This window comes from Rhodococcus sp. FG69 (assembly GCF_057808915.1).
The window spans coordinates 114,080-140,177 of the sequence record NZ_JBMDIX010000002.1 but is presented as its reverse complement, the minus strand read 5'-3'; the positions used below and the strand labels follow the sequence as shown (position 1 = coordinate 140,177).

General features: G+C 64.5%; 21 protein-coding genes. 13 read left to right on the top strand and 8 right to left on the bottom strand.

What is annotated here, in order from left to right:
- The first annotated feature begins 19 nt into the window (after positions 1-19).
- Together ACODSO_RS03070 and ACODSO_RS03065 are read left to right on the top strand one after the other, a co-directional pair.
- Complete coding sequence (locus ACODSO_RS03070) at positions 20-1,849, top strand: sugar phosphate isomerase/epimerase and 4-hydroxyphenylpyruvate domain-containing protein (RefSeq protein ID WP_489035109.1); 1,830 nt, start codon at positions 20-22, stop codon at positions 1,847-1,849.
- Positions 1,850-1,885: 36 nt separating this feature from the next.
- A complete protein-coding gene (locus tag ACODSO_RS03065; RefSeq protein ID WP_489034939.1) occupies positions 1,886-2,170 on the top strand; it encodes an Rdx family protein in 285 nt (94 codons plus the stop codon).
- A gap of 11 nt (positions 2,171-2,181) precedes the next feature.
- Here the strand turns inward: ACODSO_RS03065 and ACODSO_RS03060 are convergent, their stop codons facing one another.
- From ACODSO_RS03060 to pcaH, 6 genes are read right to left on the bottom strand one after another with little or no spacing between them, the layout of a single operon-like run.
- Positions 2,182-3,405, bottom strand: a complete 1,224-nt coding sequence (locus tag ACODSO_RS03060) for an acetyl-CoA C-acetyltransferase (RefSeq protein WP_489034937.1) — start codon at positions 3,403-3,405, stop codon at positions 2,182-2,184.
- On the bottom strand, positions 3,398-4,228 hold the full coding sequence (locus ACODSO_RS03055; RefSeq protein ID WP_489034936.1) for an IclR family transcriptional regulator: 831 nt from the start codon (positions 4,226-4,228) through the stop codon (positions 3,398-3,400). The genes ACODSO_RS03060 and ACODSO_RS03055 overlap by 8 nt, the downstream gene beginning before the upstream one ends.
- Complete coding sequence (pcaDC, locus tag ACODSO_RS03050) at positions 4,225-5,409, bottom strand: bifunctional 3-oxoadipate enol-lactonase/4-carboxymuconolactone decarboxylase PcaDC (protein ID WP_489034934.1); 1,185 nt, start codon at positions 5,407-5,409, stop codon at positions 4,225-4,227. The genes ACODSO_RS03055 and pcaDC overlap by 4 nt, the downstream gene beginning before the upstream one ends.
- The gene (locus ACODSO_RS03045) at positions 5,406-6,743 is read right to left on the bottom strand and encodes a class-II fumarase/aspartase family protein (RefSeq protein ID WP_489034932.1); all 1,338 of its coding nucleotides are present in this window, start codon (positions 6,741-6,743) and stop codon (positions 5,406-5,408) included. Before ACODSO_RS03045 ends, pcaDC begins: the two co-directional genes overlap by 4 nt.
- 16 nt (positions 6,744-6,759) lie before the next feature.
- Complete coding sequence (gene pcaG, locus ACODSO_RS03040) at positions 6,760-7,392, bottom strand: protocatechuate 3,4-dioxygenase subunit alpha (protein WP_489034931.1); 633 nt, start codon at positions 7,390-7,392, stop codon at positions 6,760-6,762.
- Positions 7,385-8,131, bottom strand: coding sequence for a protocatechuate 3,4-dioxygenase subunit beta (gene pcaH, locus ACODSO_RS03035; RefSeq protein WP_489034929.1), 747 nt, complete (start codon positions 8,129-8,131; stop codon positions 7,385-7,387). Before pcaH ends, pcaG begins: the two co-directional genes overlap by 8 nt.
- Positions 8,132-8,314: 183 nt before the next feature.
- Here pcaH and ACODSO_RS03030 point away from each other — a divergent pair, with 183 nt between their 5' ends.
- Positions 8,315-9,061, top strand: a complete 747-nt coding sequence (locus ACODSO_RS03030; RefSeq protein WP_489035108.1) for a CoA transferase subunit A — start codon at positions 8,315-8,317, stop codon at positions 9,059-9,061.
- Positions 9,058-9,702: a CoA transferase subunit B gene (locus ACODSO_RS03025; RefSeq protein ID WP_489034927.1), complete on the top strand. Its 645-nt coding sequence runs from the start codon at positions 9,058-9,060 to the stop codon at positions 9,700-9,702. Before ACODSO_RS03030 ends, ACODSO_RS03025 begins: the two co-directional genes overlap by 4 nt.
- Here the strand turns inward: ACODSO_RS03025 and fdhD are convergent.
- Entirely contained in the window at positions 9,692-10,516 is an 825-nt protein-coding gene (gene fdhD / locus ACODSO_RS03020) for a formate dehydrogenase accessory sulfurtransferase FdhD (protein WP_489034925.1), read from the bottom strand. The genes ACODSO_RS03025 and fdhD overlap by 11 nt on opposite strands.
- Positions 10,517-10,569: 53 nt before the next feature.
- Positions 10,570-12,735, bottom strand: coding sequence for a 4-alpha-glucanotransferase (gene malQ / locus ACODSO_RS03015; protein WP_489034923.1), 2,166 nt, complete (start codon positions 12,733-12,735; stop codon positions 10,570-10,572).
- Between the two features lie 250 nt (positions 12,736-12,985).
- On the opposite strand from malQ, the gene ACODSO_RS03010 reads away from it, so the two are divergent.
- The 9 genes from ACODSO_RS03010 to rplU all read left to right on the top strand — a co-directional run bounded on the left by ACODSO_RS03010 (position 12,986) and on the right by rplU (position 26,085).
- Positions 12,986-13,408 (top strand): anti-sigma factor, encoded by a 423-nt coding sequence (locus tag ACODSO_RS03010; protein ID WP_068378587.1) that lies wholly within the window; start codon positions 12,986-12,988, stop codon positions 13,406-13,408.
- A gap of 74 nt (positions 13,409-13,482) precedes the next feature.
- Entirely contained in the window at positions 13,483-14,193 is a 711-nt protein-coding gene (locus ACODSO_RS03005; protein WP_489034922.1) for a SigB/SigF/SigG family RNA polymerase sigma factor, read from the top strand.
- A 73-nt stretch (positions 14,194-14,266) separates the two neighbouring features.
- A complete protein-coding gene (locus ACODSO_RS03000; protein ID WP_489034920.1) occupies positions 14,267-16,288 on the top strand; it encodes a S9 family peptidase in 2,022 nt (673 codons plus the stop codon).
- A gap of 56 nt (positions 16,289-16,344) precedes the next feature.
- On the top strand, positions 16,345-19,017 hold the full coding sequence (locus ACODSO_RS02995; protein ID WP_489034918.1) for a valine--tRNA ligase: 2,673 nt from the start codon (positions 16,345-16,347) through the stop codon (positions 19,015-19,017).
- The gene (gene folC, locus ACODSO_RS02990) at positions 19,014-20,438 is read left to right on the top strand and encodes a bifunctional tetrahydrofolate synthase/dihydrofolate synthase (protein ID WP_489034916.1); all 1,425 of its coding nucleotides are present in this window, start codon (positions 19,014-19,016) and stop codon (positions 20,436-20,438) included. The genes ACODSO_RS02995 and folC overlap by 4 nt, the downstream gene beginning before the upstream one ends.
- Positions 20,435-20,845 (top strand): DUF4233 domain-containing protein, encoded by a 411-nt coding sequence (locus ACODSO_RS02985; protein ID WP_068378598.1) that lies wholly within the window; start codon positions 20,435-20,437, stop codon positions 20,843-20,845. The genes folC and ACODSO_RS02985 overlap by 4 nt, the downstream gene beginning before the upstream one ends.
- Before the next feature lie 77 nt (positions 20,846-20,922).
- Entirely contained in the window at positions 20,923-21,336 is a 414-nt protein-coding gene (gene ndk / locus ACODSO_RS02980; RefSeq protein ID WP_338891173.1) for a nucleoside-diphosphate kinase, read from the top strand.
- 514 nt (positions 21,337-21,850) lie between these two features.
- On the top strand, positions 21,851-25,555 hold the full coding sequence (locus ACODSO_RS02975) for a translation initiation factor IF-2 N-terminal domain-containing protein (RefSeq protein ID WP_489034914.1): 3,705 nt from the start codon (positions 21,851-21,853) through the stop codon (positions 25,553-25,555).
- Between the two features lie 218 nt (positions 25,556-25,773).
- Positions 25,774-26,085, top strand: coding sequence for a 50S ribosomal protein L21 (gene rplU / locus ACODSO_RS02970; RefSeq protein ID WP_032394581.1), 312 nt, complete (start codon positions 25,774-25,776; stop codon positions 26,083-26,085).
- Positions 26,086-26,098 lie beyond the last annotated feature (13 nt).

The window sequence follows — 26,098 nt, the reverse complement described above, 5'->3', positions numbered from 1 at the left end:
CGGATCGCTTCGGGAGAAGATGACGGCGATTTCCGAGGCCGGATTCGACGGTTTCGAACTCTTCGAACCGGACCTTGTCAGTTCTCCGTACCGGCCTTCGGACATTGCCGCGCAGGCCGCGGATCTTGGTCTGTCCATCGATCTGTATCAGCCGTTTCGTGATCTCGACAGCGCCGACGAATCCCGCTATCAGCGCAATCTCGTTCGCTTGCAACGCAAATTCGACGTCATGGAGAGCCTCGGGTGCGACCTGCTGCTCGTGTGCTCCTCACCGTTGCACGGGGCCGTGACCGACGACGATCGTCTGGTGCAGCAGATGTCCGGAGCCGCTGAACTTGCGCAGTCACGCGGTATGCGGTTGGCCTACGAAGCGTTGGCATGGGGCACGCATGTCTCGACCTACCGGCACGCGTGGGAAATCGTCGAGCAGGTCGGCCACCCATCGTTCGGAACCTGCCTCGACAGCTTCCACATACTCTCGCGCGGTGACGATCCGTCGGGCATCGCGAAGATCCCCGGTGAGAAGATCTTCTTCCTTCAACTCGCCGACGCCCCGCATCTCGTCATGGATGTGCTGCAGTGGTCCCGGCACCATCGTTGCTTTCCCGGTCAAGGCAACTTCGATCTGACCGCATTCGGTGCGCACGTCGTCGAATCGGGATACGACGGCCCGTGGTCACTGGAAATCTTCAACGACGTCTTCCGTGAGTCGGCAACGGGAAGGACCGCCGCCGATGCGCACCGATCGCTGCTGTACCTCCAGGAGCAGGTCTCGGTGCGGCAGTCGGACCGACCTGAGACTCTGTTCGAGGCCCCGGCGCCCGGACCCATCGAGAACATCGTCTCGCTTCGGATCGCGGCAGGCCCCTCTCGCGCCCACGAGCTGGGACAGACGGTGCGACACCTCGGATTCGAGATGACCGCCGCGCACAGCGAACACGGTCTGCAGCTCTACACCCAGGGCCCACTCGCGATCGCCGTGGACACGACCGTCGACAGCTTGTGGACGGCACCCGGAGTTCCGGCTCATCTGCCGGCCCTCGCGCAGATCGGCGTGCGCAGCGACGACCCAGAGCAATGGCAGACGCGTGCACGGGCTTTCGGGGTCCCGGCGGACTCGGTATCGATGCCGGGAGTCCAGGACAGTCGGCACGACGTGGTCAGGATGAACGTGACCGACGCGACGTCGTTGGATCTCCGTACGCGGGCGAGCGCGGGTGCATGGCAGTCCGCCTTCGACCTGGTTCCCCGGAGTGACCTCCCGACAGAGAGTCCGATAGTCGGCGCCGTCGATCACATCGCGCTCGCGGTACCCGCAGACAGTTGGGACGGCATCATGCTGTTGCTGCGGTCGGTGTTCGGAATGACTCCGCACGAAGGTCAGGATGTCGTCGACGCCGTGGGCTCGATACGAAGCCAGGCGCTGACACTGGCGACCGGGCACGGCACGATCAGAATCTCGCTCAACATGGTTCCCGGCCGCTCGTCCGGGACTGATCCGCTCCCGGCAGCCAGGCGCGGCGGCGTCAGCCATGTGGCGTTCGGATGTGCGGACATCGTCGCTGCGGCGAAACGAATGGTTGCACGCGGATTCCGTCCGCTGGAGATTTCGTCGAACTACTACGACGACCTGGCAGCGCGGTTCGATCTGGATGTCGGACTACTCGCGTTGCTGAAGACCTACGGAATTCTCTACGACGCAGACGGGTCCGGCGGGGAATTTCTGCACTTCTTCACACCTGTGGTGGGGCAGGACCTGTTCTTCGAGGTGTGCGAGAGGCGCGGCGGATACTTCGGCTACGGCGAGGTGAACTCGGCCGTTCGGCTTGCGGCCCAGCTGCAGCCGTAGCGCGAGCGTCGCGAACACCGGGCAGAATCTCGGACTATGACCTCGCCGAACCGCATCACCATCGAGTACTGCACGCAATGCCAGTGGCTGCTGCGAGCAGGATGGATGGCTCAGGAACTGCTCAACACGTTCGGACAGGAGTTGTCCGAAGTCGCGTTGATCCCGGGCACGGGAGGCGTCTTCCGCATCGAGGTCGACGGTGAGATGATCTGGGACCGCAAGCAGCGCGGCGGCTTTCCCGAGATCACCGTGTTGAAGCAGCTGGTACGTGACCGAGTCGCGCCGGAGCGCGATCTCGGCCACGTCGACCGCACGACCTAGTGCGGATCTCGCTAGGTCGTTCCGCTGCCTAGGTTTTCGAAGACGGCAGCGAGTCCCTGGCCACCGCCGATGCACATCGTTTCCAATCCATAGCGCGCGTCCCGACGCCTCATTTCGCGCAGCAGCGTCGCGAGTATCCGGCCGCCGGTGGCTCCGACCGGGTGTCCCAGCGAGATCCCGGAGCCGTTGGGGTTCAGACGAGAATCGTCGGGGTCGATGCCCCACGTGCGCAGCACCGCGAGAGTCTGAGCAGCGAACGCCTCGTTGAGTTCGATGACGTCCATGTCGGTGAGTGTGAGGCCGGCGCGACCGAGCGCTTTCTCGCTCGCGGGGACCGGTCCGATACCCATGGTGCGTGGCGGAACGCCGGCAACTGCCCAGCTGACGAGCTTGGCGATCGGTCGCAATCCGAGTTCGGCTGCCTTTTCGGGAGTAGTCACGATCGCCAGAGCCGCGCCGTCGTTCTGTCCGCTGGCATTGCCGGCGGTGACCGTGGACTCGGGATCGATCTTCGCGCGAATAGCCCGCAGCTTCGACAGGGTGTCGACGCTGGTGTCGGCTCGGGGGTGTTCGTCGGTGTCGATGATCAGAGGGTCGGATCTGCGCTGGGGGACCGAGACGCCGACGATCTCCTCGGCGAAAACACCGTTTTTCTGGGCCGTCACGGCTTTCTGGTGGGACTGGACTGCGAGCGCGTCTTGATCGGCCCGGCTGATGGAGAACTCGGCGCGCAGGTTCTCCGCGGTCTCGATCATGCCGCCGGGTACCGGATAGTTCTTGCCGCCGGCGGTGACTCGGGCGCGAGCGAGGCGATCCGACAGCGCGACGGCCTCGGCCTTGACGCCCCAGCGCATTCCGGTTGCGTAGAACTCGGCCTGACTCATGCTTTCGACACCACCGGCCAGAACCAGGTCGTTGCCGCCGGACTGCACCTGCATGCATGCTTGGAGCACCGCCTGCAGGCCGGACCCGCAGCGACGATCGATCTGTTGGCCCGGCACTTCGACGCCGAGACCGGCGTCGAGGGCAGCGACGCGGCCGATGGCGGGCGCGTCGCCGTTCGGTGACGCCTGGCCGAGGATGACGTCGTCGATGTCGGAACTGGAAATTCCGGTGCGTGCAACGAGTTCGGTGATGACGGTTGCGGCGAGCGCCTCGGGCGTGATGTCGCGGAACACCCCGCCGAAACGCCCGATAGGCGTCCGTAGCGGCTCACAGATGACGGCGTCAGGCATGGAGACTTCCTTTGTGGTCGGTCGATTGCGAGTGCACGCGATCGAGGTCCGTTTCGATTGCGCTGCTCGCCCGCAGAAGCGCGGGCAGCAGATGTTCGCGCACCGCGTCGGCACTGTGCCGCGCGGCCTGCGTCGACACGTTGGCGGCGGCCACGACCTCGCCCGTGTGGTCGCGAATCGGGGCCGCGATCGATCTCAGCCCCTCCTCGAGTTCTTGGTCTACGAGGCAGTATCCCTGTGCGCGTACGTCATCCAGTTCCGAGCGAAGCGATGCCGGGTCGGTGATCGTCTTCCCGGTGAGGGCTGCGAGCTCGACGCGGCCGAGGTAGTCCTCGAGCTTCTCCGGGGACAACCCTGCAAGCAGAACGCGTCCCATCGACGTCGCGTACGCCGGGAACCGAGTTCCGATGGTGATTGCCACGGTCATGATTCTGCTGACAGGAACTCGCGCGACGTACACGACGTCGTCGCCGTCGAGGATCGACACCGAAGACGACTCGCGGACCTGTTCCGCCAGGGATTCGAGGTGTGGACCTGCGACATCCGGCAGGGTCAGGGACGACAGGTAGCTGTAGCCGAGTTCGAGGACACGTGGAGTCAACCAGAACATGGATCCGTCGCTTCGGACGTACCCGAGTTCGACCAACGTCAGCAGGAAGCGTCGTGCAGTCGCGCGGGTCAGATCGGTCGTCTTGGCAACGTCGGAGAGCGTTCGACGGGGGTGTTCGGCGTCGAAGGCCCTGATGACCGCGAGACCGCGTGCCAACGACTGGACATAGTCAGGTGACGGGTCCCGCTGGTCGGGTGCGAGCCGTTCGCTCATGAGGTCTCCGATCGCACGGTCTCGGTTGGCAGGGTTTCGGTCAGGGCGACGTCGGCCATCGCGAACGCGGCATTGCTGTTGGGGACACCCGCGTACACAGCGGTATGGAGGAACACCTCGGCCATCTCGTTGGGGTCCAGTCCCGCTCGCAGAGCTGCACGTATATGCATGTCCAGTTCGTGCTGGTTGCCTACCGCGGTCAGAATCGCCAGGGTGAGCAATCGTCGGGTGCGGTGATCGAGTCCTTCGCGGGTCCACACGTCACCCCAGGCCGTCCGCGTGATGAAATCCTGGAACGGTGCGGTGAACTCAGTAGTGCGCGCGATGCTGCGCTCGACGTGGGCGTCGCCGAGTACCGACCGACGTACGGCCATGCCCGCATCGTGTGCGGCCTGTCGACCTGCGTCGTACACACTGCCCGTGATCATCTCGACGATGAGCTCGGTGATGCGACCTGCCTGTTCGACGTTGGCGAGATGTGCGGCCTCGGGCAGAACGTGAAAGCGTGACCTCGCGATACCGTCGGCAATGATTGCCATGTCGGCGGGCGTCGTTGCAGGATCCTGCTCGCCGGCGACGACCAGAGTCGGAACGCTGATTCGGCCCAGGTCGGCTCTGTTGTCCCACTGCGACAACGCTTCACACGACGCGGCATAGCCCTCGTCGGGAGTCGCGCTGATCATCGCCCGGTGTCGCGCCGCGAGTTCGGTGTCGCGCGATATCAGTTCGGGCGTGAACCAGCGGGAGAGAACGGCATCGGCCAGCGATTCGGTGCCGTCGGCGCGGACCGCTGCAGCGCGGTCGAGCCATGCCTGCGATTCGCCGAAGCGAGCCGACGTGCACAGCAGCGTGAGTGTGAGTGCGCGGGCAGGTCGATGCACGGCGATCCACTGAGCGATCGCGCCGCCGAGCGAAAGTCCGACGAGGTGCACGCGATCGCGACCGAGCGAGTCGAGCACGGCAAGAACGTCTTCGGCCATGTCCGCTACGGAGTACGGGCCTTGCGGAACCGGTGATTTTCCATGCCCGCGTAGATCGACCGCGATGACATCCGCTACGTCGGAGAGTCCCGGGATTTGTGGATCCCACATCGAGCGTTCCGACCCGAGCGATCCGATCAGCACGACGGTGGTGTCACCCGAGGGGCCGGGTACCAGGTCGTAGGACAGTTCGACGGTCATGATCTTCCTTCGCTTCGAGCGTGGACGTCGGCAACTACGCGGTCGACGATGTCGCCTGCGTGGCCCAGATACTGTGCGGGATCGAGAAGTTCCCGAACCACGTCGGGATCGAGAAACTCGGTGATCGAGGGGTCCTCGTCGAGAGGGGAACCCGATGCACATGCGACCGTGACGATCTCGCGGGCGGAGTCGGTGTGATCGGACAGTGCGGTGGTGACGCGCTCGGCCAGCAGGAGTCCGTGGGTGATGTCGAGATTTCGGGCCATGGCGTCGACATGCACCTTCAGCCCGGCGATGCTGACGGCCACCTGGTGGGCGCCACCGGCGACGAGTCGGAGTAGATCGGTGAGGGTTTCCCACTCCGCATGCCACGCGCCTGCCGCACGTTGGTGCTCGTGCTCCATCGAGCTCAGCATGGTGGCGACGAGACCGGGGACGCGCTTGACGGCGGCGCGTGCAGTGATGGCCGCGACCGGGTTTCGTTTGTGTGGCATAGCCGAGGATCCGCCGGGGGCGGCTTCTTCGACTTCGCCGACTTCGGTCGAGGCCAGGAGAGTGATGTCGAGGGCGGGCTTTGCGATTGCTCCGGCCACTACGCCGAGGGCGCCTGCGACCTCGCCCATCCGGGTGCGCTCGGTGTGCCAGGGAACCCCCTGATGTGCAAGGCCCAGTTCATCCGCCAGCGTGTCGGCAACCTTCGGGCCGTAGGGGAACAGAACCGCCGAAGTCCCTGCGGCGCCGCCGAACTGAATCGCGAGCGAACCCTCTGCCCGTGCGAGCATATCGTCGGCTCGCGCCAAGCCTGCCACCCAGCCGGCCACGACGGCACCGAATGTCGTCGGCAGAGCTTGTTGACCGAGGGTGCGCCCGGCAATCGGGGTGTCCCGGTGCACCCGAGCGAGGTGCGCGCCCGCAGTGATCGCGCCGCCGATCGAGGATCGAATCGCCGTCAGCGATCTCTGTGTGAGGAGCATCAGCGCGGAGTCGACGATGTCCTGACTCGTCGCCCCCGGGTGGACGGCGTTGCCTGGGACGCCACGTGGCGCGACCGCTCGTCGAAGGATGTCCACGAGTGGGATGACGGGGTTCCCGCCGACAGCCGAGCGTGCGCCCAGCTCGGCGAGATCGACGACGCCAGGCATGCCGAGCTCGGATGACACAGTGGAGACGATCTCGGCATGCGCTGCGTCGACCAGACCGTGGTGTGCCGCAGCCCGTGACAACGCGGCCTCCACGTCGAGCATCGCCGTGACCCAGGCCTGATCGGATAGGAGTGCTGCAGCGTCGCCGCTGCCGAACGTGGGGTCGAACAGGGATCCGCGGGTGTTCGTCATCGATCGCTTTCGTTCGTCACAGATCGAAGAACGGAGTTTCGTCGCCGTTCGGGTCACTGTCCTGGACTACCACATCGAGGTGGTAGCCGGTGGGTGTTGCGCGTGCGATCAGCTTCTCGCGTTGCCGCGGGTCCATTCCGGACAGCACTGGGTCCGAGAAGTTCCGTTCGGTCTCGTCGGGAAAGTAGATCCGGGTGACCAGCCGCTCCAGCATGCCGCGGGCGAAGATGCCGACATCGATATGCGGGGCCTCGATCGATCCGTCCTCGGCGGGGAGCGGGCCGGGTTTGACGGTGTGCACGGTCGAGGTTCCGGTGGAATCCGCCACTGCGCGGCCGAATCCACGGAAGCGCGCCGGCGTCGGTTCCGCACGGCCCCGCGGGTCGTTCGGGTGGTCGAAACGTCCGGCAGCGTCGGCTTGCCAGGTCTCGATCATGGCGTCGGCAATGGGGGTTCGATGTCCGTCGTAGACGGTGACAGTGATGTCGATGGAACCTTCTGTTCCGCTGGGTACCACATCAGGGCCGTCGGGCCAGGGCAGTCCGATGTGGAGGTACGGTCCGACGGTCTGCGATGGTGTCTGCCCGAACGCCACCTTCGTGAAGTCGATCCCCGGGGTGACGGGGTATCTCGGAGCGAAGTCAGTCATCGTGGTCGTCACCTTCGAACGGAGTTGCGTTGCGGCCGCGCAGGACGATGTCGAAGCGGAAGCCCAGGGCCCAGTTGTCCTGTGTGGTTTCGTAGTCGAACGCGCTGATCATGCGACCCCTTGCCTCTTCGGGGGCCGAGTTGAAGATGGGATCCTGGAAGAACATCGGGTCTTCCGGGAAGTACATCTGCGTGACGAGGCGTTGCGTGAACGCCTGACCGAAGAGCGAGAAGTGAATGTGCGCCGGTCGCCACGCGTTGTGGTGATTGCCCCACGGGTACGCGCCGGGTTTGATCGTCGTGAATCGGTAGTTGCCCGTGGCGTCGGTGAGTACTCGGCCGACGCCGTCGAAGTGCGGATCCAGTGGCGCGGGCCAGGTGTCGCCTGCGTGGCGGTACCGTCCGCCCGCGTTCGCCTGCCACACCTCGACGAGTGTGTTCGGTACTGCTCGCCCGTCACTGTCGAGGACGCGCCCATGGACGATGATGCGCTGGCCCTGGGCTTCACCGCCGTTCGCGAGCGTGAGGTCTGCATCCGCCGCGGTGACACGGCCTTCGCCGAGAACGGGGCCGGTGATCTCGGTCAGGCGCTGAGGTAGAAGCGTGAGCGGCTGCTTCGGGTGCCTGAGCGTGGTGGTGCGGTACTCGGCGAAGTCGCGGGGTGCGTTGACGCCGGACTGGTCGCGGTACGGCCGGTTCGCTTCGCCGGTGACGGTGAAGTCGGGCGGTAGTTGGAGCATCGGTTGTTCCTCACGTTGGAGTTACGTGTATTCGCATTCTGAGTGTTCGCCATGTGGACACTCGGCCGCTATCCGAACCACTTTACGTTCACGACGGGCCTCAGGCAATGGAATCGGCCAAAATGTTCGTATAGCGGCGATATGTTCACATTACGCACAATGTTCGGTAGGGTTGTCGACATGATGGACAAAGTGATGACGAGTGCTGCCGAAGCAGTGGCCGACCTGCCGGACGGGGCTTCCGTCGCGGTCGGTGGCTTCGGCCTTGTCGGTGTTCCGGAAATCCTGATCGATGCGGTGCTGCATCAGGGTGCAACCGATCTCGAGATCGTCAGCAACAACTGCGGAACCGACGGTTTCGGTCTCGGCGTGCTTCTGGAGAAGCGTCGAATCCGCCGAACGATCAGCTCTTACGTCGGGTCGAACAAGGAATTCGCGCGGCAGTACCTCGCCGGCGAACTCGAGGTCGAGCTGACCCCGCAAGGCACACTTGCCGAAAGGCTTCGTGCCGGCGGCGCGGGTATCCCGGCCTTCTTCACACCTGCGGGTGTCGGAACTCAGGTGGCCGACGGCGGCTTACCACTGCGCTACGACGGCCACGGTGGCATTGCGCTGGCGAGCCCACCGAAGGAGACGCGCGAATTCGACGGAACCACCTACGTGATGGAGCGTGGAATCGTCGCGGACTACGCGCTCGTTCATGCGTGGAAGGGCGACCGGCACGGAAACCTCGTATTCCATGCCAGCGCACGTAATTTCAATCCCCCCGCCGCTGCGTCGGGGCGAATCACCATTGCTCAGGTCGAGCACTTGGTCGAACCCGGAGAGATCGGACCCGACGACGTACATACGCCGGGGATCCACGTGCAGCGAGTGGTGCACGTCGGCAAGGTGACCGTAGGAATCGAGCAGCGGACGGTGCGAGCATGAGCGAGAACATCACGAAGCTGACGCGAGAGCAGATGGCTGCGCGGGTTGCGTTGGAACTGGGCGACGGTGAATACGTCAACCTCGGTATCGGTATGCCGACTCTCGTACCCAATTACCTGCCGACCGATATCACCGTGATTCTTCATTCGGAGAACGGTGTGTTGGGCGTAGGGCCGTACCCGACCGAGGACGAGCTCGATCCCGAGGTCATCAACGCAGGTAAAGAGACGATCACGGTTCTGCCCGGCGCCTCGTACTTCGATTCCTCGCAGTCGTTCGGCATGATCCGCGGTGGGCAGGTCGACGTCGCCGTACTCGGTGCCATGCAGGTGAGCGCGACGGGTGACCTCGCGAACTGGATGATTCCCGGCCACATGGTCAAAGGGATGGGTGGCGCAATGGATTTGGTCCACGGTGCGCGTCGAGTCATCGTGATGATGGAACACGTGTCGAAGAAGGGGGAGCCCAAGATCCTGGAGTCGTGCACCCTTCCGCTCACCGGTGTCGGATGTGTTCAGCGCATCATCACCGATATGGCGGTTCTGGACGTGACCGAACACGGCCTCAGATTGGTCGAGACCGCACCCGGCATCACCGTGGAGCAGGTAGTAGCGGCGACAGGCGCCACACTCACCGTGTGATTCTGTGCGTGTGCGAGTACAGATTCATGTCCTCGCCGCGCAGGAATCCGACGACGGTCAATCCTGATTCCTCGGCAAGATCGACGGCAAGCGAGGACGGTGCCGATACAGCCGCAAGAATTGGGATGCCGGCCATGACGGCTTTCTGAGCCAGCTCGAACGAGGCACGGCCGCTGACCATCAGAACCGTGCCGACGAGCGGAACTCGACTGTCGCCCGTCGCCCACCCGACTACCTTGTCCACGGCATTGTGCCGTCCGACATCCTCGCGGGAGACGAGCATCGTGCCGTCGGCGTCGAACAGCGCAGCGGCATGCAACCCGCCGGTGGAGTCGAACGCCTTCTGCGACCCGCGCAGTGTGCCCGGCAAGGTGGTCAACACCGAGGCTTTGACCTCGGTCTGGTCGGCTGCGGGGGAGTGCCGAGTTTTCAGTCGAACCGCATCGAGTGAGCCTTTGCCACACACTCCGCACGACGACGTCGTATAGAAATTGCGTTCGACGCCCGGCTCCGGCGGCGCCACTCCAGGTGCAAGAGTGACGTCGAGGACGTTGTAGGTATTTTGGCCGGCGTCGTCGACGCCGTCGCAGTACCTGGCCGCCGAGATGTCCTCACGCCCGCCGATGACGCCCTCGGTGAGCAGGAACCCGTGCGCAAGTTCGACGTCGTGGCCTGGAGTCCGCATCGTCACGGCGAGCGCCGATCCGTTCACTCGGATCTCGAGTGGTTCCTCGACGACGAGGGTGTCCGGTCGAGACGTCTCGTGTGGTCCACGGATTCTGACGACCGGACGCCGAGCGGTGATTCGTCCCATGACTCGATTATGCGCCTCTCCCTCCACGCGCGATCTCTGCCCGCCCGACGGACCTAGTCACTCACGGGCGACAATCCCGCTTTCAGGGCCGCCTCGTTCAGGGCCTCGACCAACGACACCATCCGCGGATGATCGACGAGATCGTCGACCCACACCGCTCGACCCTTGTGGTCGGCCAACGGTATCCGCCAATTCTGGTACTGGGTCTCGTCGGTTCCCGGCTGATTCTGAATCCGGTTCTCGCCCACTGCATCCACGAGCGCCACGCCGAGCAGGTTCGAGGGGCTCCGCGCGATCAATCGGTACAGCGCCTCGACGGTTTCCTTCTCCGACGCGTCCGCCGACAGCAGTCCCCGGGTCCGCGCGAGGTCGAGCACTGCTTCGCGACCGGCCGCGTCCTGCGCGGTTTCGGCTTCCACATCTCGTTCGAGCAATCCGAGGCGCGACCGCAGCGCGATGTGCTCGCCGCGCAGGTATCCGACCGTCGGTGGTAGATCGTGGGTGGTCACCGACGTCAGGCACAGTTCCCGATAGTTCTCGGGCGGAATGGGCGAGTCGCCGTCGTTCTCGAACCACAGAATCGACGTTCCGAACACGCCGCGTTGCCCGAGGTACTCCTGAACTCGCGGCTCGAACACGCCGAGGTCTTCTCCCACCACGACAGCTCCGGCCCGCTCGGCCTCGAGCACCAGGATGCCGATGAGCGCTTCGTGGTCGTACTCGACGTAGGCGCCCTCGCCCGGTGTCCGAGCCGCTTGCGGGATCCACCACAGCCGGAACAGTCCAAGGATATGGTCGACGCGTACGCCTCCTGCGTGCCGCAGAATCGTGCGCAGCATGTCGCGATAGGGTCCGTATCCCAACTCGCGCAACCGATCCGGATTCCATGGCGGCTGGTTCCAATTCTGGCCCTGCTGGTTGAAATTGTCCGGCGGCGCGCCGACTGTCACCCCAGCGGTGAGCGCGTCCCCGAGCGTCCACGCATCGGCGCCGTGTCGATGCACACCGACTGCGAGATCGTGCATGATTCCGATGTCCATGCCCGAGCGCCGCGCTGCCAGCTGGGCACGCTCGAGTTGCTGGTCGCAGGTCCACTGCAGCCACTTGTGAAACGCGATCCGATCGGCAGCGGTCGAGCGAAACTCAGTGGCGAAGTCGGTGCCGGGATGCGCTGCTTCTGCTTGCCAGATCTTGTCTTCGGGGCCGAACTTCTCGGCGAGAGCGCACCACAGGGCGAAATCGTCGAGCCCGTGTCCTTCCCGTTCGCAGAAGGCGTCGAATTCTGCTTGCCTGGTGGCAGACAACGTGACGCGGTGAATCCTCGACAGTGCGCGAAGTTTGGCGCGAAACGACGGGTCTCGATCGATCTTTCTCGTGCGCTTGTTCGCCTTCGAGAAGCGGCGCGCGGACTCGCGCACCTTGGCGTACTGGTCACGGGGCAGGTACGCGGTCTCCGGTATGTCCTCGACCCTGATGTACATCGGATCGAAAAACCGTCTCGTCGTCGGCAGGTACGGCGATGCCTCGACCGGGGGTTCGGGACGCTGAGCGTGAAGCGGATTGACGAGGACGTAGTCGAACCCGTGGGTTCCGCCTGCGATCGTGGACAGGTCGGCGAGGTCGGCGTAGTCACCGACTCCCCACGATCTGTCCGATCGGATCGAGTACAGCTGCGCCGCGAGACCGCTCCGCTGCTCGCCGAGCAGTGCATCGTTGGCGGACAGGCGCCTCGGCGTGACGACGAGGGGGCATTGAGCGCGAGTCCGATGTGCGGAGTCGATCTCGCTGTCCGCAGTCACGGTGTGCCAACCAGTCGGCAGATCGGCGGGCAGACCGAACGTCGCGCGCCCTACCAGGGCTCCGTCGATCTCGCGAGGATCGACCCACACCTGAATCTGTGTGAGCGGGACATGCTCCCCGAGCTCCGTCGTGACATGAACCGACACGGGATCGCCATGCGGGACATGGACTTCCACTCGATGAGTCTCACCTTGGACGATGACGACGACCGGTGGTAGCGTACGTCGCCACGGCGCTTCGTCGAGATCGCGTAGCGAGGCGGCGACGTCGTCCTCGGTGTCGGCGCCGATCCCGCGGGCGGCGAGAATGTGGTGAAGCGTCGAATCGGACACTTCGTGTTCGGTGTGGTCCCATCCGCGGTACGACGTCGACACGCCACATTTTCCAGCAAGCTCGCGCAGTTGCGAAGTGTAGGTCACTCCAGTGATCGTGCCAGGCGCGCTCGCTCACGTCACTTGCAGGAGTTACGGGCGGCGAAGGCAGGCCCGGCCGACAAGTAGCGCGAGCGGCTTACCGCTGGTGACAGCTGGGATTGAACTTCGACGGCCCCGGGTAGTCTGATCGCGGTCATGGTGGCTCACTAGCTACCGGACCTGAAATTTTGAGTGCAGTGTGGTGCACGAACGCGTGAACCACGAGGAAAGTCGAGACAACGGATAGGGAGCGCGAATGACTGGCGTTGGCAAGATCGAAGAGCTGGAAAGAAATTCCGGCGCACCGGTCGAGCTGCGAGTGGTCGCGGACGCCGATCAGTTGCCGGTAGTGCGCGCGGTAGCAGAGACACTCGCAGTACTGGGGGACTTCACGCTCGACGACATTGCAGACATCAAGCTCGTGGTGGACGAGGTGTGCTCGGAGTTGATCGCAGGCGCGGTCGAGGGCGCCGAGCTGAGCTGTTCGTTCGTCGTCGGTGACGCAGGTATGCGGATCACCACGACATCGGTGGTACAGACTGGTCGCGTTCCGAAGTCGGACAGCTTCGGATGGCACGTGTTGAACACGTTGACCGACTCGATCTCACTGAGTGCATCGTCGGTCGACGGCGGATCGGCCGTGGTAGTCGACGCGGTCAAGCGGAGGAGCAACGTCTAGTGCCCGTGCCGTACGAAAAACCAACGCGGCGTCAATCGGACGACTACAGCGAAGTTGTACCCCTCATCCAGCAGATGCAGGCATTGGAGGTCGGTTCACCGCAGCGACAGGTGTTGCGGGATCGCATCATCACTCGTTGTCTGCCGCTCGCCGAACACATTGCCCGGCGGTTCGGGGGCCGCGGTGAAGCGCACGAAGATCTTCTGCAGGTAGCGAGACTAGGCCTCGTCAATGCCGTCGATCGCTTCGACATCGAGCGCGGATCGGACTTCGTGTCGTTCGCCGTACCCACGATCATGGGTGAGGCGCGACGCTACTTCCGAGACGCCGGATGGTCGGTGCGGGTGCCGCGACGGATGAAAGAGCTGAACTCGATGATATCCGGCGCCGTGGGGACGCTGTCGCAGAAGCTCGGTCGTGCACCGACGGCCAGCGAAATCGCGGCCGAGCTCGACATCGACGTCAAGGAAGCCTCGCAGGCGTTGCTCGCGCGGAGCGCCTATCAGACCGTGTCGGTCGATTCGGTGGTCAGTGACGACCGACTCCCGCTGATGGATACCCTCGGCGCGGACGATCCGGAGCTCGAGAAGATGGAGAGCTACCTGACCGTTCGCCCTGCGCTCGAGAAGCTGCCGGAGCGTGAACGTCAGATCGTGATTCTGCGGTTCTTCGGGTCGATGACACAGACGCAGATCGCCGACCGGATGGGCATCTCGCAAATGCACGTGTCCCGGATTCTGGCGCGCACGTTGGTGCAGTTGCGGGAAGACCTCGGGCCGAGCTGACCGAGGAGAGCCGGTCCGCCGTAGCATTCGCGACAGCGAACGTCGGACTCTTCTCATCCCAGGAGCAACGCCAGTGTCAGAGAAGCCAACAGGGATTTTCGACGACCTCGACAGGTATGTGTCCTTGCCGCGGGTGGACGATTTCGCTGTGTCGGAGGACGGCTCGAGGGCGGTCGTTGCGATCGCCGAGTCGAACTCCGACGGAACGAAGTACGTCGCCGCATTGTGGGACATCGATGTGGCAGGCGTCGATTCGGCGCGCCGGCTCACCTTCGACGAGGGCGGGGCGAGCGGCCCCGCATTCGACTCGACGGGCGATCTGCTCTTCCTGCGGCGTGCATCCGGCGACGACGAGTCCAGTGCAGTCTGGTCGCTGTCGAGGAACGGCGGAGAGGCGCGCGTCCTCGTCTCGCGCGGGGCCGGCTTCTCCGGAATTCGAGCGGCCGCGCACGCGCGCACGTTCGTGGCCGTGTCCGACGTCCACCCGTCCGCCGACACGGAGGACGACGACAACCGAATCCGACTGCTGCGCAAGGACGGTAAGGTCTCGGCGATTCTGCACTCGGGCTACCCGATTCGGTACTGGGACCACGACCTCGGTCCCGCCTCTCCGCATCTGTTTGCCGCCGACGTGTTCGCTGCCGCTGCCGATCCGACCGAAACCGATGCGGTCCGCCGAATCACGGCCGACGCCGGGGGTGCGCTGCGGGAGGCGTCGTACGACATCAGTTCCGACGGCACGTTCGTAGTGTCCACCTGGACGGTGCCCGGTGCGCTCGCTACGTCCAGGACTGTGCTGGTCAGGATCGACGTCGCCACCGGTGAGCAGACCGTGCTGGTCGACGACGACGGTGCCGACCTCGGATCGCCCGCGATCTCACCCGACGGCCGTCGCGTCGCGTTCGTCAGGGAGACACTGTCCACTCCGGAGCAGGCGCTGCGCATGACACTGCAGCAACTCGACATCGCCACCGGTTCGGTCGTCGACGCCGCTCCCGGATGGGACCGGTGGCCCACGAATCCGGTCTGGCTGGCCGACGGCAGCGGAGTACTCGTCGTAGCCGACGAGAACGGCCGCGCCCCGATATTCCTCGTGCGCGACGGTGTACCCACACGCGTCACCGACACCGATGCCGCGTACACCCACGTCCACGCCTGCGCCGACGGCTCGATCTTCGCGCTCGAGGCGTCGTACCTGCAGCCGCCGCATCCGGTGCGCATCGACCTGTCCACGGGAAGCGTCCGCCGACTTCGCCTCGCCGGCGAGCGTCCGGAACTGCCGGGAACTCTCACCGAGATCGAGGCTTCCGCTGCAGACGGAGGACGGATCCGGGCATGGCTCGCGCTTCCGGCCGGTGCAGGCGATGCAGCGAAGGCGCCACTGATTCTCTGGGTGCACGGCGGTCCGTTGGCATCGTGGAATACCTGGTCGTGGCGGTGGAACCCCTGGCTGCTCGTCGCGAAGGGGTATGCGGTGTTGCTGCCTGACCCCGCGTTGTCCACCGGATACGGCCAGGACTTCGTACAACGAGGCTGGGGGAGATGGGGCAAGGAGCCGTTCACCGACCTGATGGCGATCACCGACGCAGCCGTCGAACTGCCGGAGATCGATGCGACGAAGACCGCGGCCATGGGGGGCTCGTTCGGCGGGTACATGGCCAATTGGATCGCCGGGCACACCGACAGATTCGACGCGATCGTCACCCATGCCGGTCTGTGGGCACTCGATCAGTTCGGGCCGACCACGGACGTGGCGTACTACTGGGGCCGAGAAATGTCGCCGGAAATGGCCGTCGAGAATTCGCCGCACCTCTATGTCGCGGATATCACCACTCCGATGCTCGTCATCCATGGTGACAAGGACTATCGAGTTCCTGTCGGTGAGGGTCTTCGGCTCTGGTACGAACTGCTCAGCGAGTCGGGTATCCCCGCCGACGACGAGGGTAGGACCGACCATCGTCTGCTCTACTTCCCCACCGAGAACCACTGGGTGCTGACGCCGCAGCACGCGAAGATCTGGTACGAAGTCGTGTTTTCGTTCCTGGCCGAACACGTTCTGGGCGAGCCCGTGGCATTGCCGGAGGCGCTGGGCTGAGTCGGCGGTGAAAAGGGCGTGTCGGAGCGGTCGGACGCGACCACTAGAATCGACCGGTGACCAGTTCAGCGCCAGAGACCCCAGCCAACCCAGCAGACCGCTTACCCAAGAGCTGGGACCCCAGCGAGGTAGAGGCGAAGCTGTATCAGGGCTGGGTCGACGCCGGCTACTTCGAGGCCGATCCCGCCAGCACCAAGCCTGCCTACTCGATCGTCCTGCCGCCCCCCAACGTCACGGGCAGTTTGCATATGGGCCACGCGCTCGACCACACCTTGATGGATGCGCTGAGCCGCCGTAAGAGGATGCTCGGCTTCGAGGTGCTCTGGCTTCCCGGAATGGATCACGCGGGCATCGCGACGCAGACCATCGTCGAGAAGCAGCTCGCGGTGGACGGCAAGACCAAAGAGGACTTCGGCCGCGAACTGTTCATCGACAAGGTCTGGGATTGGAAGCACGAGTCGGGTGGAACGATTCTGGGCCAGATGCGTCGCATCGGTGACGGTGTCGACTGGAACCGCGAGCGCTTCACCATGGACGACGGATTGTCCCAGGCCGTGCAGACCATGTTCAAACGGATGTACGACGACGGTCTCATCTACCGGGCCGAGCGGCTCGTCAACTGGTCCCCGGTGTTGCAGACGGCGATCTCCGACATCGAAGTCAAGTTCGAGGACGTCGAAGGCGAGCTCGTCTCGCTTCGCTACGGATCGCTGAACGACGACGAGCCGCACGTCATCGTCGCCACCACTCGAGTGGAGACCATGCTCGGCGACACGGCCGTGGCGGTGCACCCGGATGACGAGCGATACCGCCATCTCGTCGGCACGACCCTCGCGCACCCGTTCACAGGCAGACAGATCCCGATCATCGCCGACGACTACGTCGACCCCGAGTTCGGTACCGGCGCAGTCAAGATCACCCCTGCGCACGATCCGAACGACTTCGAGATGGGCGTGCGGCACAACCTGCCGATGCCGACGATCATGGACAAGGCCGGCCGAATCGCCGACACCGGAACCGAATTCGACGGTCTCGATCGCTTCGAGGCTCGCGTGAAGGTCCGCGAAGCTCTCGCCGAGCAGGGCCGGGTCGTGGCGGAGAAGCGTCCGTACCTGCACAGTGTCGGCCACTCCGAGCGAAGCGGTGAGTCGATCGAACCCAGACTCTCGCTGCAGTGGTGGGTCAAGGTCGACGGTCTGGCCAAGGCCGCGGGCGACGCGGTTCGCAACGGCGACACAGTCATTCACCCGGCAAGTCAGGAACCGCGTTGGTTCGCCTGGGTCGACAACATGCACGATTGGTGCATCTCACGCCAGCTGTGGTGGGGACACCGCATTCCGATCTGGTACGGACCCGACGGTGAAACCGTCTGCCTCGGCCCGGACGAGACTGCTCCGGAAGGGTGGGAACAGGACCCAGACGTCCTCGATACGTGGTTCTCGTCCGGTCTGTGGCCATTCTCGACGATGGGATGGCCGCACGCCACCGACGACCTCGCGAAGTTCTATCCGACGTCGGTTCTCGTCACCGGATACGACATCCTGTTCTTCTGGGTGGCTCGGATGATGATGTTCGGTACCTACGTGTCCTCCGACGCGTCGGTCACCGCCGGGGAGAGGGGCGGTCAGGTTCCGTTCACAGACATCTTCTTGCACGGCCTCGTCCGAGATCAGCACGGCAAGAAGATGTCCAAGTCACGCGGCAACGGCATCGATCCACTGGACTGGGTGGACCGCTTCGGTGCGGACGCGCTGCGATTCACCCTCGCCCGCGGAGCCAATCCCGGAGCGGACCTGTCGGTCGGCGAGGATCATGCGCAGTCCTCCCGCAACTTCGCCAACAAGCTGTTCAACGCGACGAAGTTTGCGCTCATGAACGGCGCTGCGCCGGCGCAGCTTCCGGCGCGCGAGGAGCTGACCGACGCCGACCGGTGGATACTTGATCGTCTCGAACACGTTCGGGCAGAGGTCGATACTGCTTTCGAGCGATACGAGTTCAGCAAGGCATGCGAGGCCCTCTATCACTTCGCTTGGGACGAGGTGTGCGACTGGTACCTCGAAATCGCGAAGGTGCAGTTCTCGGACGAGGGGCAGGCGGCATCGACTCGGGCGGTGCTCGGAAACGTGCTCGACGCACTGCTGCGGCTGCTGCATCCGGTCATTCCTTTCGTCACCGAAACGCTGTGGAAGGTGTTGACCGGGGGAGAGTCCATCGTGGTCGCATCCTGGCCGACCGCATCCGAGATCGAAGCTGATGCGATTGCCGCACAACGCGTTTCCGACATGCAGAAGCTCATCACGGAGATCCGCCGGTTCCGTAGCGACCAGGGACTCAAACCGTCGCAGAAGGTCGCCGCCGCGCTCATCGGGATCGAGGCGGCCGACCTCCTCGCACAGGTTCCCGCAACCCGTGCGCTCGCGAAACTCACCGAACCCGCTGACGATTTCAATGCAACGGCGTCGGTCGAAGTCCGTCTGTCGCAGGCAACCGTGACGGTGGAACTCGACACCTCGGGAACGGTCGATCTCGTCGCCGAACGGGCAAGGCTGGTCAAGGATCTCGCGGCGGCGGAGAAGGAGCTCGCCCAGACGACCGGCAAGCTCGGAAACGAGGCGTTCCTCGCCAAGGCGCCGGATGCCGTCGTCGACAAGATCCGTTCTCGCCAGCAGATCGCCACCGAGGAGATCGCGCGCATTCAAGCCCGTCTCGAAGCGATGGGACAGTCGTGAGCGAATTCGACACACCGAGCGTCGATCCGGGCCCGGTCGACCTCGCCGAGATGGCGCTCGTCGAAGCGGAACTCGACAAGCGTTGGCCCGAGACGAAGATCGAGCCGAGCATCTCGCGGATCGCAGCATTGATGGACCTGCTCGGTTCGCCGCAGAAGGCGTATCCGTCGATTCACGTCGCAGGTACCAACGGCAAGACTTCCGTGACACGCATGATCGATGCCTTGCTGACGCACTTCCACCGTCGGACGGGTCGAACGACGAGTCCGCACCTCCAGCTGGCGACCGAACGCATCAGTATCGACGGCACACCGATTTCTCCTCGGCTCTACGTCGACACGTACAACGAGATCGCCCCGTTCGTAGACATGATCGATGCGAAGTCCGAGGCCGCGGGCGGACCGAGGATGAGCAAGTTCGAGGTGACCACGGCGATGGCCTTCGCGGCGTTCGCCGAGGCTCCCGTCGAGGTGGCCGTCGTCGAGGTCGGATTGGGCGGACGTTGGGACGCGACCAACGTGGTCGACGGCGAAGTCGCGGTGATCACTCCGATCGACGTCGACCACGTCGAGTTTCTCGGCTCGGATCTCGCCGGCATCGCGGCGGAGAAAGCCGGGATCATCAAGAAGGCTCCCGAACGACTGGTGCCCCGCGACACCGTCGCGATCATCGCCGAGCAGAAGCCTGAGGTCGCCGAGGTGCTCCTTCGCGCTGCCGTCGAGGCCGATGCTGCAGTCGCTCGGCAGGGATCGGAGTTCCGGGTGCTCGCCCGCAGAATCGCGGTGGGCGGCCAGCAACTGGAACTGCAGGGTCTCGGCGGTGTCTATACCGACATCTTTCTGCCGCTGCACGGTGAGCACCAGGCGCACAATGCGTCCCTGGCGCTCGCTGCTGTCGAAGCGTTCTTCGGTGCCGGCGCAGACAGGCAACTCGATGTGGAGATCGTGCAGGCAGCTTTCGCATCCATCGTCAATCCTGGACGATTGGAACGGGTCCGCAACGCGCCGACGGTGTTCGTCGACGCGGCCCACAATCCTCACGGGGCGCGAGCACTCGCCGCAACCCTGGCTGCGGAGTTCGACTTTCGCAAGCTTGTCGGCGTCGTCAGTGTCATGGGTGACAAGGACGTCGATGCCATGCTCACCCTCCTCGAACCGGTGTTCGACGAGATCGTGGTCACGCACAACGGATCACCGCGAGCCATGGATGTCGAAGAGCTGGCGAACATCGCGGTGGCCAAGTTCGGCGACGAACGTGTCGTTGTGTCTCCGACGCTCGCCGATGCCGTGGAGACGGCCATCGGGCTGGCCGAAGAAGTGGGGGATCCCGGCGAGGCTGTATCGGGTGCTGGAGTGATCGTGACCGGCTCGGTCGTGACGGCCGGTGCTGCGAGAAGTCTGTTCGGAAAGGAACCCGTATGAGTCAGGACGGCTCGGATACCGACGCGCCCAGGTTCAAACCCCCCACCAACGATCCGTGGAAGGGATTTCGGGGTGTCTGCGCGGGCACCCTCATCCTCGAGATGATCGTCGTGTTGCTGGCGTTGCCGGTCGTGGCGACGGTCGGTGGCGGCCTGAGCTGGTTCTCCACGCTCTACATCGTCGGGCTTGCTGTGTTGATGGTCCTGGCCAGCGGTATGCAGCGCCGCAGGCAAGGCATGCAGATCAATCTCGCACTTCAGGTGCTCGTGTTGCTCGGGGTGTTCATCCACCTGTCGATCGGAATTGTCGGGCTGATCTTCGGGGCCGTGTGGCTGTACCTTCTCTACTTGCGCCGGGACATCACCCGTCGGATCGAGCGTGGCCAGCTGTACGGACAGCGAGAGTGATGGCCAGCGAGAGTGATGGCCAGCGAGAGTGATACTGACGAGCGACGCTTACCGACCGTCCACTACTGTCTGTTGTCGTGACTGAGCGCACCCTTGTACTTATCAAGCCCGACGGAGTTGCCCGCCGCTACGTGGGAGAAATCCTTGGCCGCATCGAGAAGAAGGGACTGAGCATCGCAGCACTCGAGCTCAAGTCCGTTCCGCGCGAATTGGCCAGTGCCCACTACGCCGAACACGAGAGCAAGCCGTTCTTCCCTGACCTGCTCGAGTTCATCACCTCGGGTCCGGTCGTAGCGGCGGTGCTGGAAGGCCCGCGTGCCATCGCGGCGTTCCGGCAGATCGCGGGCGGTACCGATCCGGTAGGGAAAGCAGTGCCGGGCACGATCCGCGCCGACCTCGCGCTCGACGGGCAGCAGAACCTCGTGCACGGATCCGACTCGGTCGAGTCTGCGGAACGCGAGATCTCGCTCTGGTTCCCCGGCTTGTCCTGATCCTCGGACGACACAGCCCGCCACGCCGCCGATAGTGCATTCTTCGGCGGTATGGCGGGACCACCACTCCGGTGTGGGATACTCGTGAAGGTTGCTTCACAGTTTGGTTCCACCGAAGGACACGCTTCAGCAGTAAATTCAGCCCAGTACCTCTAGATACGCAGGACTTCTACACCAGCAGGACGATCGAACGCCACGACAGTGGCGTTCTCGTGACAGCAACCGGATGACTGACGGACAGTGCGATGCCCGTCATCGCTGCCGACGGCGAGGGGACACCCTCACCGCCTCAGGCATGCTTGATGATCAGGCGCTCGTACTCGAAGGACTTGAAAAGCCATCCAGCCAGGCACCGTGCTCGGCGCACCGGCCACTTGCCGTGGACAGTGCACCAGGTGCGGAGCAAGACCAGACGACACTGACGTCAAACCTTTCGTCAGGACACAAGGATTGCCCTCGCGTGGCCGCGTCACACCCAGTAGGTGGACGCGCCCGGGGGCCCGAGGAGACATACGTGGCCGATCAAGCCCCGCCCGAAGATGTACAGAATTCGAACACGGGAAGTTCTGCAGGTGGCGCTGATGCGTCCGCCGGGGCAACTCCGTCGTTCCCCGACCGCCTGCGTGTGCACGCATTGGCAAAGATCATCGGTGTCACCAGTAAGCAGGTGCTCGCCAAGCTCGTCGACCTCGGCATCGAAGCGCGCAGCGCACAATCCAGCCTCAACCGCGACGTCGCCGAGACCGTGCACTCGGCCTTCACGGCGCCCGAAGACTCTGCTGCCGGACCGGTCCTAGCCGATCCGCCTGCCGTCGAGGAACCTGCTGTCGACAAGCCAGCAGAATCCAAGCCGGCAGTATCCAAGCCGGCAGTATCCAAGCCGGCAGTATCCAAGCCGGCGGTGGCCGAGCCGACCGGGTTGTTTTCCACCGAAGACGTCGCTGTGACCACCGAGCGTGCGCCCGGTGACCGACCCGCATTCACCGGCCCGTTGTTCCTGCAGCCCGAAGCTGTCGTCGAGGCTCCGCGTGCACGTCGGCGCAGCAAGAAGGCGGCGGGCCCGGCGGTCGACACCAGCGCGACCGACGCTGCGTCCGAGCCGACAGGGAGCGCAACGGCCGAGTCCGAAGGCGTTGCTCCGGACCTGACCGTCACCGCTGCGCCCGACGCTGGAAGCAGTGGCGCGACCGACTCCAGCGACGCGAACAAGAAGACCGGTGCCGATAACGAGCCCGCCGGTACCGACGACGGCGATGCCGAGTCGGATTCCTCTGGTCACGACGACGACGGGGACGACGACCAGTCACAGCCTCGACGTCGCAGGCGAGGACGACGTGGCCGCGGTCGCGGTCGCGGCGACCAGTCGAGCGATGGAACCTCCGAGGACGGCGACAACGACGACGAGAGCCAATCAAGTTCCGACGGCCAGGATTCGTCCGCCGAAAACGCAGCCCCGGTGTCGGATGAAGAAGCATCGGCCGACGAGGATTCGTCGACCGATTCGGAGTCCAGTAGCGAGGACAAGCCCAGTGGCGAACGCCGCTCGCGTCGGCGCAGTCGATCGCGCGGGGGAGCCAAAGCGGCCGACTCATCGGGCGAGGACGAGTCGACTCCGCCCGCCGAGACGGACGCCGAGGATTCCACGGCGGACGCGTCCGCGGACGATACCGACGACGACCAGGACGAATCGGACGGGTCGAGCCGTCGCCGTCGTCGTCGGCGTCGTCGTCGCAGTTCTGGAGAGACCTCATCCGACGCTGCGTCGTCCGAGGACGATCCGCCGAACACGGTGGTCCACGAGCGGGAGCCCCGCAACAAGCCACGTACCAAAGACGAGGTTCAGGGAATCAGCGGGTCGACCCGTCTGGAAGCGAAGCGTCAGCGTCGCCGCGACGGGCGAGATGCCGGTCGCCGTCGACCGCCGATCCTGACCGAGTCGGAGTTCCTGGCTCGTCGTGAATCCGTCGACCGGGTAATGGTCGTCCGCGAGAAGTCGTTCCCTGACCACGGTGGCGATACCACCCAGGTAGCTGTCCTGGAAGACGGAGTTCTCGTCGAGCACTTCGTCACGAGCAGCGCGTCGGCCTCCATGGTCGGCAACGTGTACCTCGGACGTGTGCAGAATGTGCTGCCGAGCATGGAAGCGGCGTTCATCGACATCGGACGCGGTCGTAACGGCGTGCTGTACGCCGGTGAAGTCAACTGGGACGCCGCAGGTCTGGGCGGTAACTCGCGCAAGATCGAGCAGGCGCTCAAGCCGGGTGACCAAGTTCTGGTGCAGGTGAGCAAGGATCCTGTCGGGCACAAGGGCGCCCGCTTGACGACCCAGCTCTCGCTGGCCGGTCGCTACCTCGTCTACGTCCCCGGCGGCAGCTCGACGGGCATCAGCCGCAAGCTCCCCGACACCGAACGCAAGCGCCTCAAGGAAATTCTGCGCGAGATCGTGCCTGCGGAGGCCGGGGTCATCATTCGCACCGCCGCCGAGGGGGTCAGCGAGGAGGAACTCGCACGCGACGTCACTCGGCTGCAAGCACAGTGGGCGACGATCGAAGAGGCATCGGCCAAGGCAGAGTCGAGCAAGGGCAGCCAGCCACAGACTCTGTACGAAGAGCCCGATCTTCTCGTCAAGGTCATCCGTGACCTGTTCAACGAGGACTTCGTCAAGCTGGTCATCGAGGGCGAGAAAGCCTGGACGACCACGTCGAACTACATCGAAACCGTTGCCGCAGACATGCTGCCGAAGCTTCAGCGCCACGTCGTGGAGCCCGGCCAGCCGGATGTCTTCGAGGCGCATCGGATCGACGAGCAACTGGCGAAGGCACTGGACCGAAAGGTCTGGCTGCCGTCGGGCGGGACCCTCGTCATCGATCGCACCGAGGCGATGACCGTCGTCGACGTCAACACCGGCAAGTTCACCGGCGCAGGCGGGAACCTCGAAGAGACGGTCACCCGCAACAACCTCGAAGCTGCCGAAGAGGTCGTTCGGCAGATGCGCTTGCGTGACATCGGCGGAATGATCGTCGTCGACTTCATCGACATGGTTCTAGAGCAGAACCGTGACCTCGTGCTCCGCCGGCTGACCGAAGCGCTGGGGCGCGATCGGACGCGTCATCAGGTGTCGGAGGTGACGTCGCTCGGGCTGGTCCAGATGACACGTAAGAAGCTGGGAACTGGCCTGGTGGAAGCGTTCTCGACGAACTGTGAGCACTGCCAGGGCCGAGGAATCATCGTCCATCCGTTCCCGGTCGAGACCAAGCCGGACGACGGATCCAAGTCCAACTCGTCGCGGGGAGACTCCAGCACCCCACGGAAGCGACGTGGTCGCGACAAGTCCGACAACGCCGTTTCGGGCGTAAGTGCGGGCGCCTCCGAGCACTCCGAACCCACGGTTGATCCGTCGATCAAGCGTGCGCATCCGGTTGCTCTCGCGATGGCCGCCCATCACGACGACGTCGTCGCCGATGTCACGCCTGCCGATGTCATCGACAACGATGTCATCGACAACGGTGTCATCGATAACGGTGCAGTCGACAACGGTGCCGACGCCGCGACGCAGTCGACTCCGCGGATCATCGGTGCGTCGGAGGTTGCTGCTGCTCAGGGCAACAGCCCGCAGGACTCACACGAGCAGAACTCGACCGACTCGTCCTCTGCACCTGCCGACACGGCGTCTGCAACCGAGTCGAGCGAGGTTCCGGCCCGTCGCGGAGGTAGGAGTGGGCGTCGTAAGGCCTCCAGGCCTGCTGCGGCGACCCCTGCAGCTGCCGCGGTGGAAGCCGCGGTGGAGGTTCCTGTGGATGTCGTTGTGGACGCCCCTACGGATGCTGCTACAGAGGTTCCTGCGAACCCGGTAGGCGACGCGCCTCAGGACTCCACGCCACCCGACTCCACGCCACCCGACTCCACGAGGTCCGATGCGGTGTCAGGTTCTGCAGCGTCGGAAGATCCCCCTGAGCCCGTCGTGAAGGCGAGACGCGGTAGGCGTGTAGCAAGGAAGGCGGCGGCGCCCGCAGCAGAAGCGCCCGATGCCGGAACCGTGTTCGTGGTTCCGGCCACCTCGGAAGCCGGCACGGACGCCGACGAGTCGGCGCCGACGCCGGTGACTGCTCCAGCATTCACGCAGGTGGACAGTGCTGAGGCTGTCCAAGAGGCGCCAGTGGCCAAGCCTCGCCGACGTCGTGCCGCAGCACGACCGGCAGGCCCTCCGGTCGACGCGTAGGGGTTCGGAGACGGGCGGTTTGACCATGGCCGCCCGTCTGCCGTAACCTTGATAAGTCGCTCCCGGTGACAGTGTTCTGCTATGCCTCGAGTCCGTTCGCGGTCTTGTTCGAGTGCGCAGACGTTCACACCCGGTAGCAAGAAACAATGCAAGATCAGACCAGTCGTGTTGCCGTGGGCAGCGCGAGCAAGTTCGAAGAAGCAAGGGGTAGCCCTCCGATGGCAACGTACGCGATCGTCAAGACCGGCGGAAAGCAGTACAAGGTCGCTGTTGGTGACCTCGTCAAGGTCGAGAAGATCGAGGGAGCGCCCGGCACTGCTGTCTCGCTTGCTCCGGTCCTCGTCGTTGATGGATCCGACCTGACCACAGATGCAGACAAGCTGGCGAAGATCTCGGTCGCCGGTGAGATCGTCGAGCACACCAAGGGCCCGAAGATCCGCATCCACAAGTTCAAGAACAAGACCGGCTACCACAAGCGTCAGGGACACAGGCAGAAGCTGACTGTCCTCAAGGTCACCGGTATCAAGTAGCAGTTCTCTCACA

Excerpts from the sequence above, each read along its gene's own strand:
- ACODSO_RS03070 (WP_489035109.1), top strand. The coding sequence starts at position 20 with ATGACGGCGATTTCCGAGGCCGGATTCGACGGTTTCGAACTCTTCGAA.
- ACODSO_RS03065 (WP_489034939.1), top strand. The coding sequence starts at position 1,886 with ATGACCTCGCCGAACCGCATCACCATCGAGTACTGCACGCAATGCCAG.
- ACODSO_RS03060 (WP_489034937.1), bottom strand. The coding sequence starts at position 3,405 with ATGCCTGACGCCGTCATCTGTGAGCCGCTACGGACGCCTATCGGGCGT.
- ACODSO_RS03055 (WP_489034936.1), bottom strand. The coding sequence starts at position 4,228 with ATGAGCGAACGGCTCGCACCCGACCAGCGGGACCCGTCACCTGACTAT.
- pcaDC (WP_489034934.1), bottom strand. The coding sequence starts at position 5,409 with ATGACCGTCGAACTGTCCTACGACCTGGTACCCGGCCCCTCGGGTGAC.
- ACODSO_RS03045 (WP_489034932.1), bottom strand. The coding sequence starts at position 6,743 with ATGACGAACACCCGCGGATCCCTGTTCGACCCCACGTTCGGCAGCGGC.
- pcaG (WP_489034931.1), bottom strand. The coding sequence starts at position 7,392 with ATGACTGACTTCGCTCCGAGATACCCCGTCACCCCGGGGATCGACTTC.
- pcaH (WP_489034929.1), bottom strand. The coding sequence starts at position 8,131 with ATGCTCCAACTACCGCCCGACTTCACCGTCACCGGCGAAGCGAACCGG.
- ACODSO_RS03030 (WP_489035108.1), top strand. The coding sequence starts at position 8,315 with ATGGACAAAGTGATGACGAGTGCTGCCGAAGCAGTGGCCGACCTGCCG.
- ACODSO_RS03025 (WP_489034927.1), top strand. The coding sequence starts at position 9,058 with ATGAGCGAGAACATCACGAAGCTGACGCGAGAGCAGATGGCTGCGCGG.
- fdhD (WP_489034925.1), bottom strand. The coding sequence starts at position 10,516 with ATGGGACGAATCACCGCTCGGCGTCCGGTCGTCAGAATCCGTGGACCA.
- ACODSO_RS03010 (WP_068378587.1), top strand. The coding sequence starts at position 12,986 with ATGACTGGCGTTGGCAAGATCGAAGAGCTGGAAAGAAATTCCGGCGCA.
- ACODSO_RS03005 (WP_489034922.1), top strand. The coding sequence starts at position 13,483 with ATGCAGGCATTGGAGGTCGGTTCACCGCAGCGACAGGTGTTGCGGGAT.
- ACODSO_RS02985 (WP_068378598.1), top strand. The coding sequence starts at position 20,435 with ATGAGTCAGGACGGCTCGGATACCGACGCGCCCAGGTTCAAACCCCCC.
- rplU (WP_032394581.1), top strand. The coding sequence starts at position 25,774 with ATGGCAACGTACGCGATCGTCAAGACCGGCGGAAAGCAGTACAAGGTC.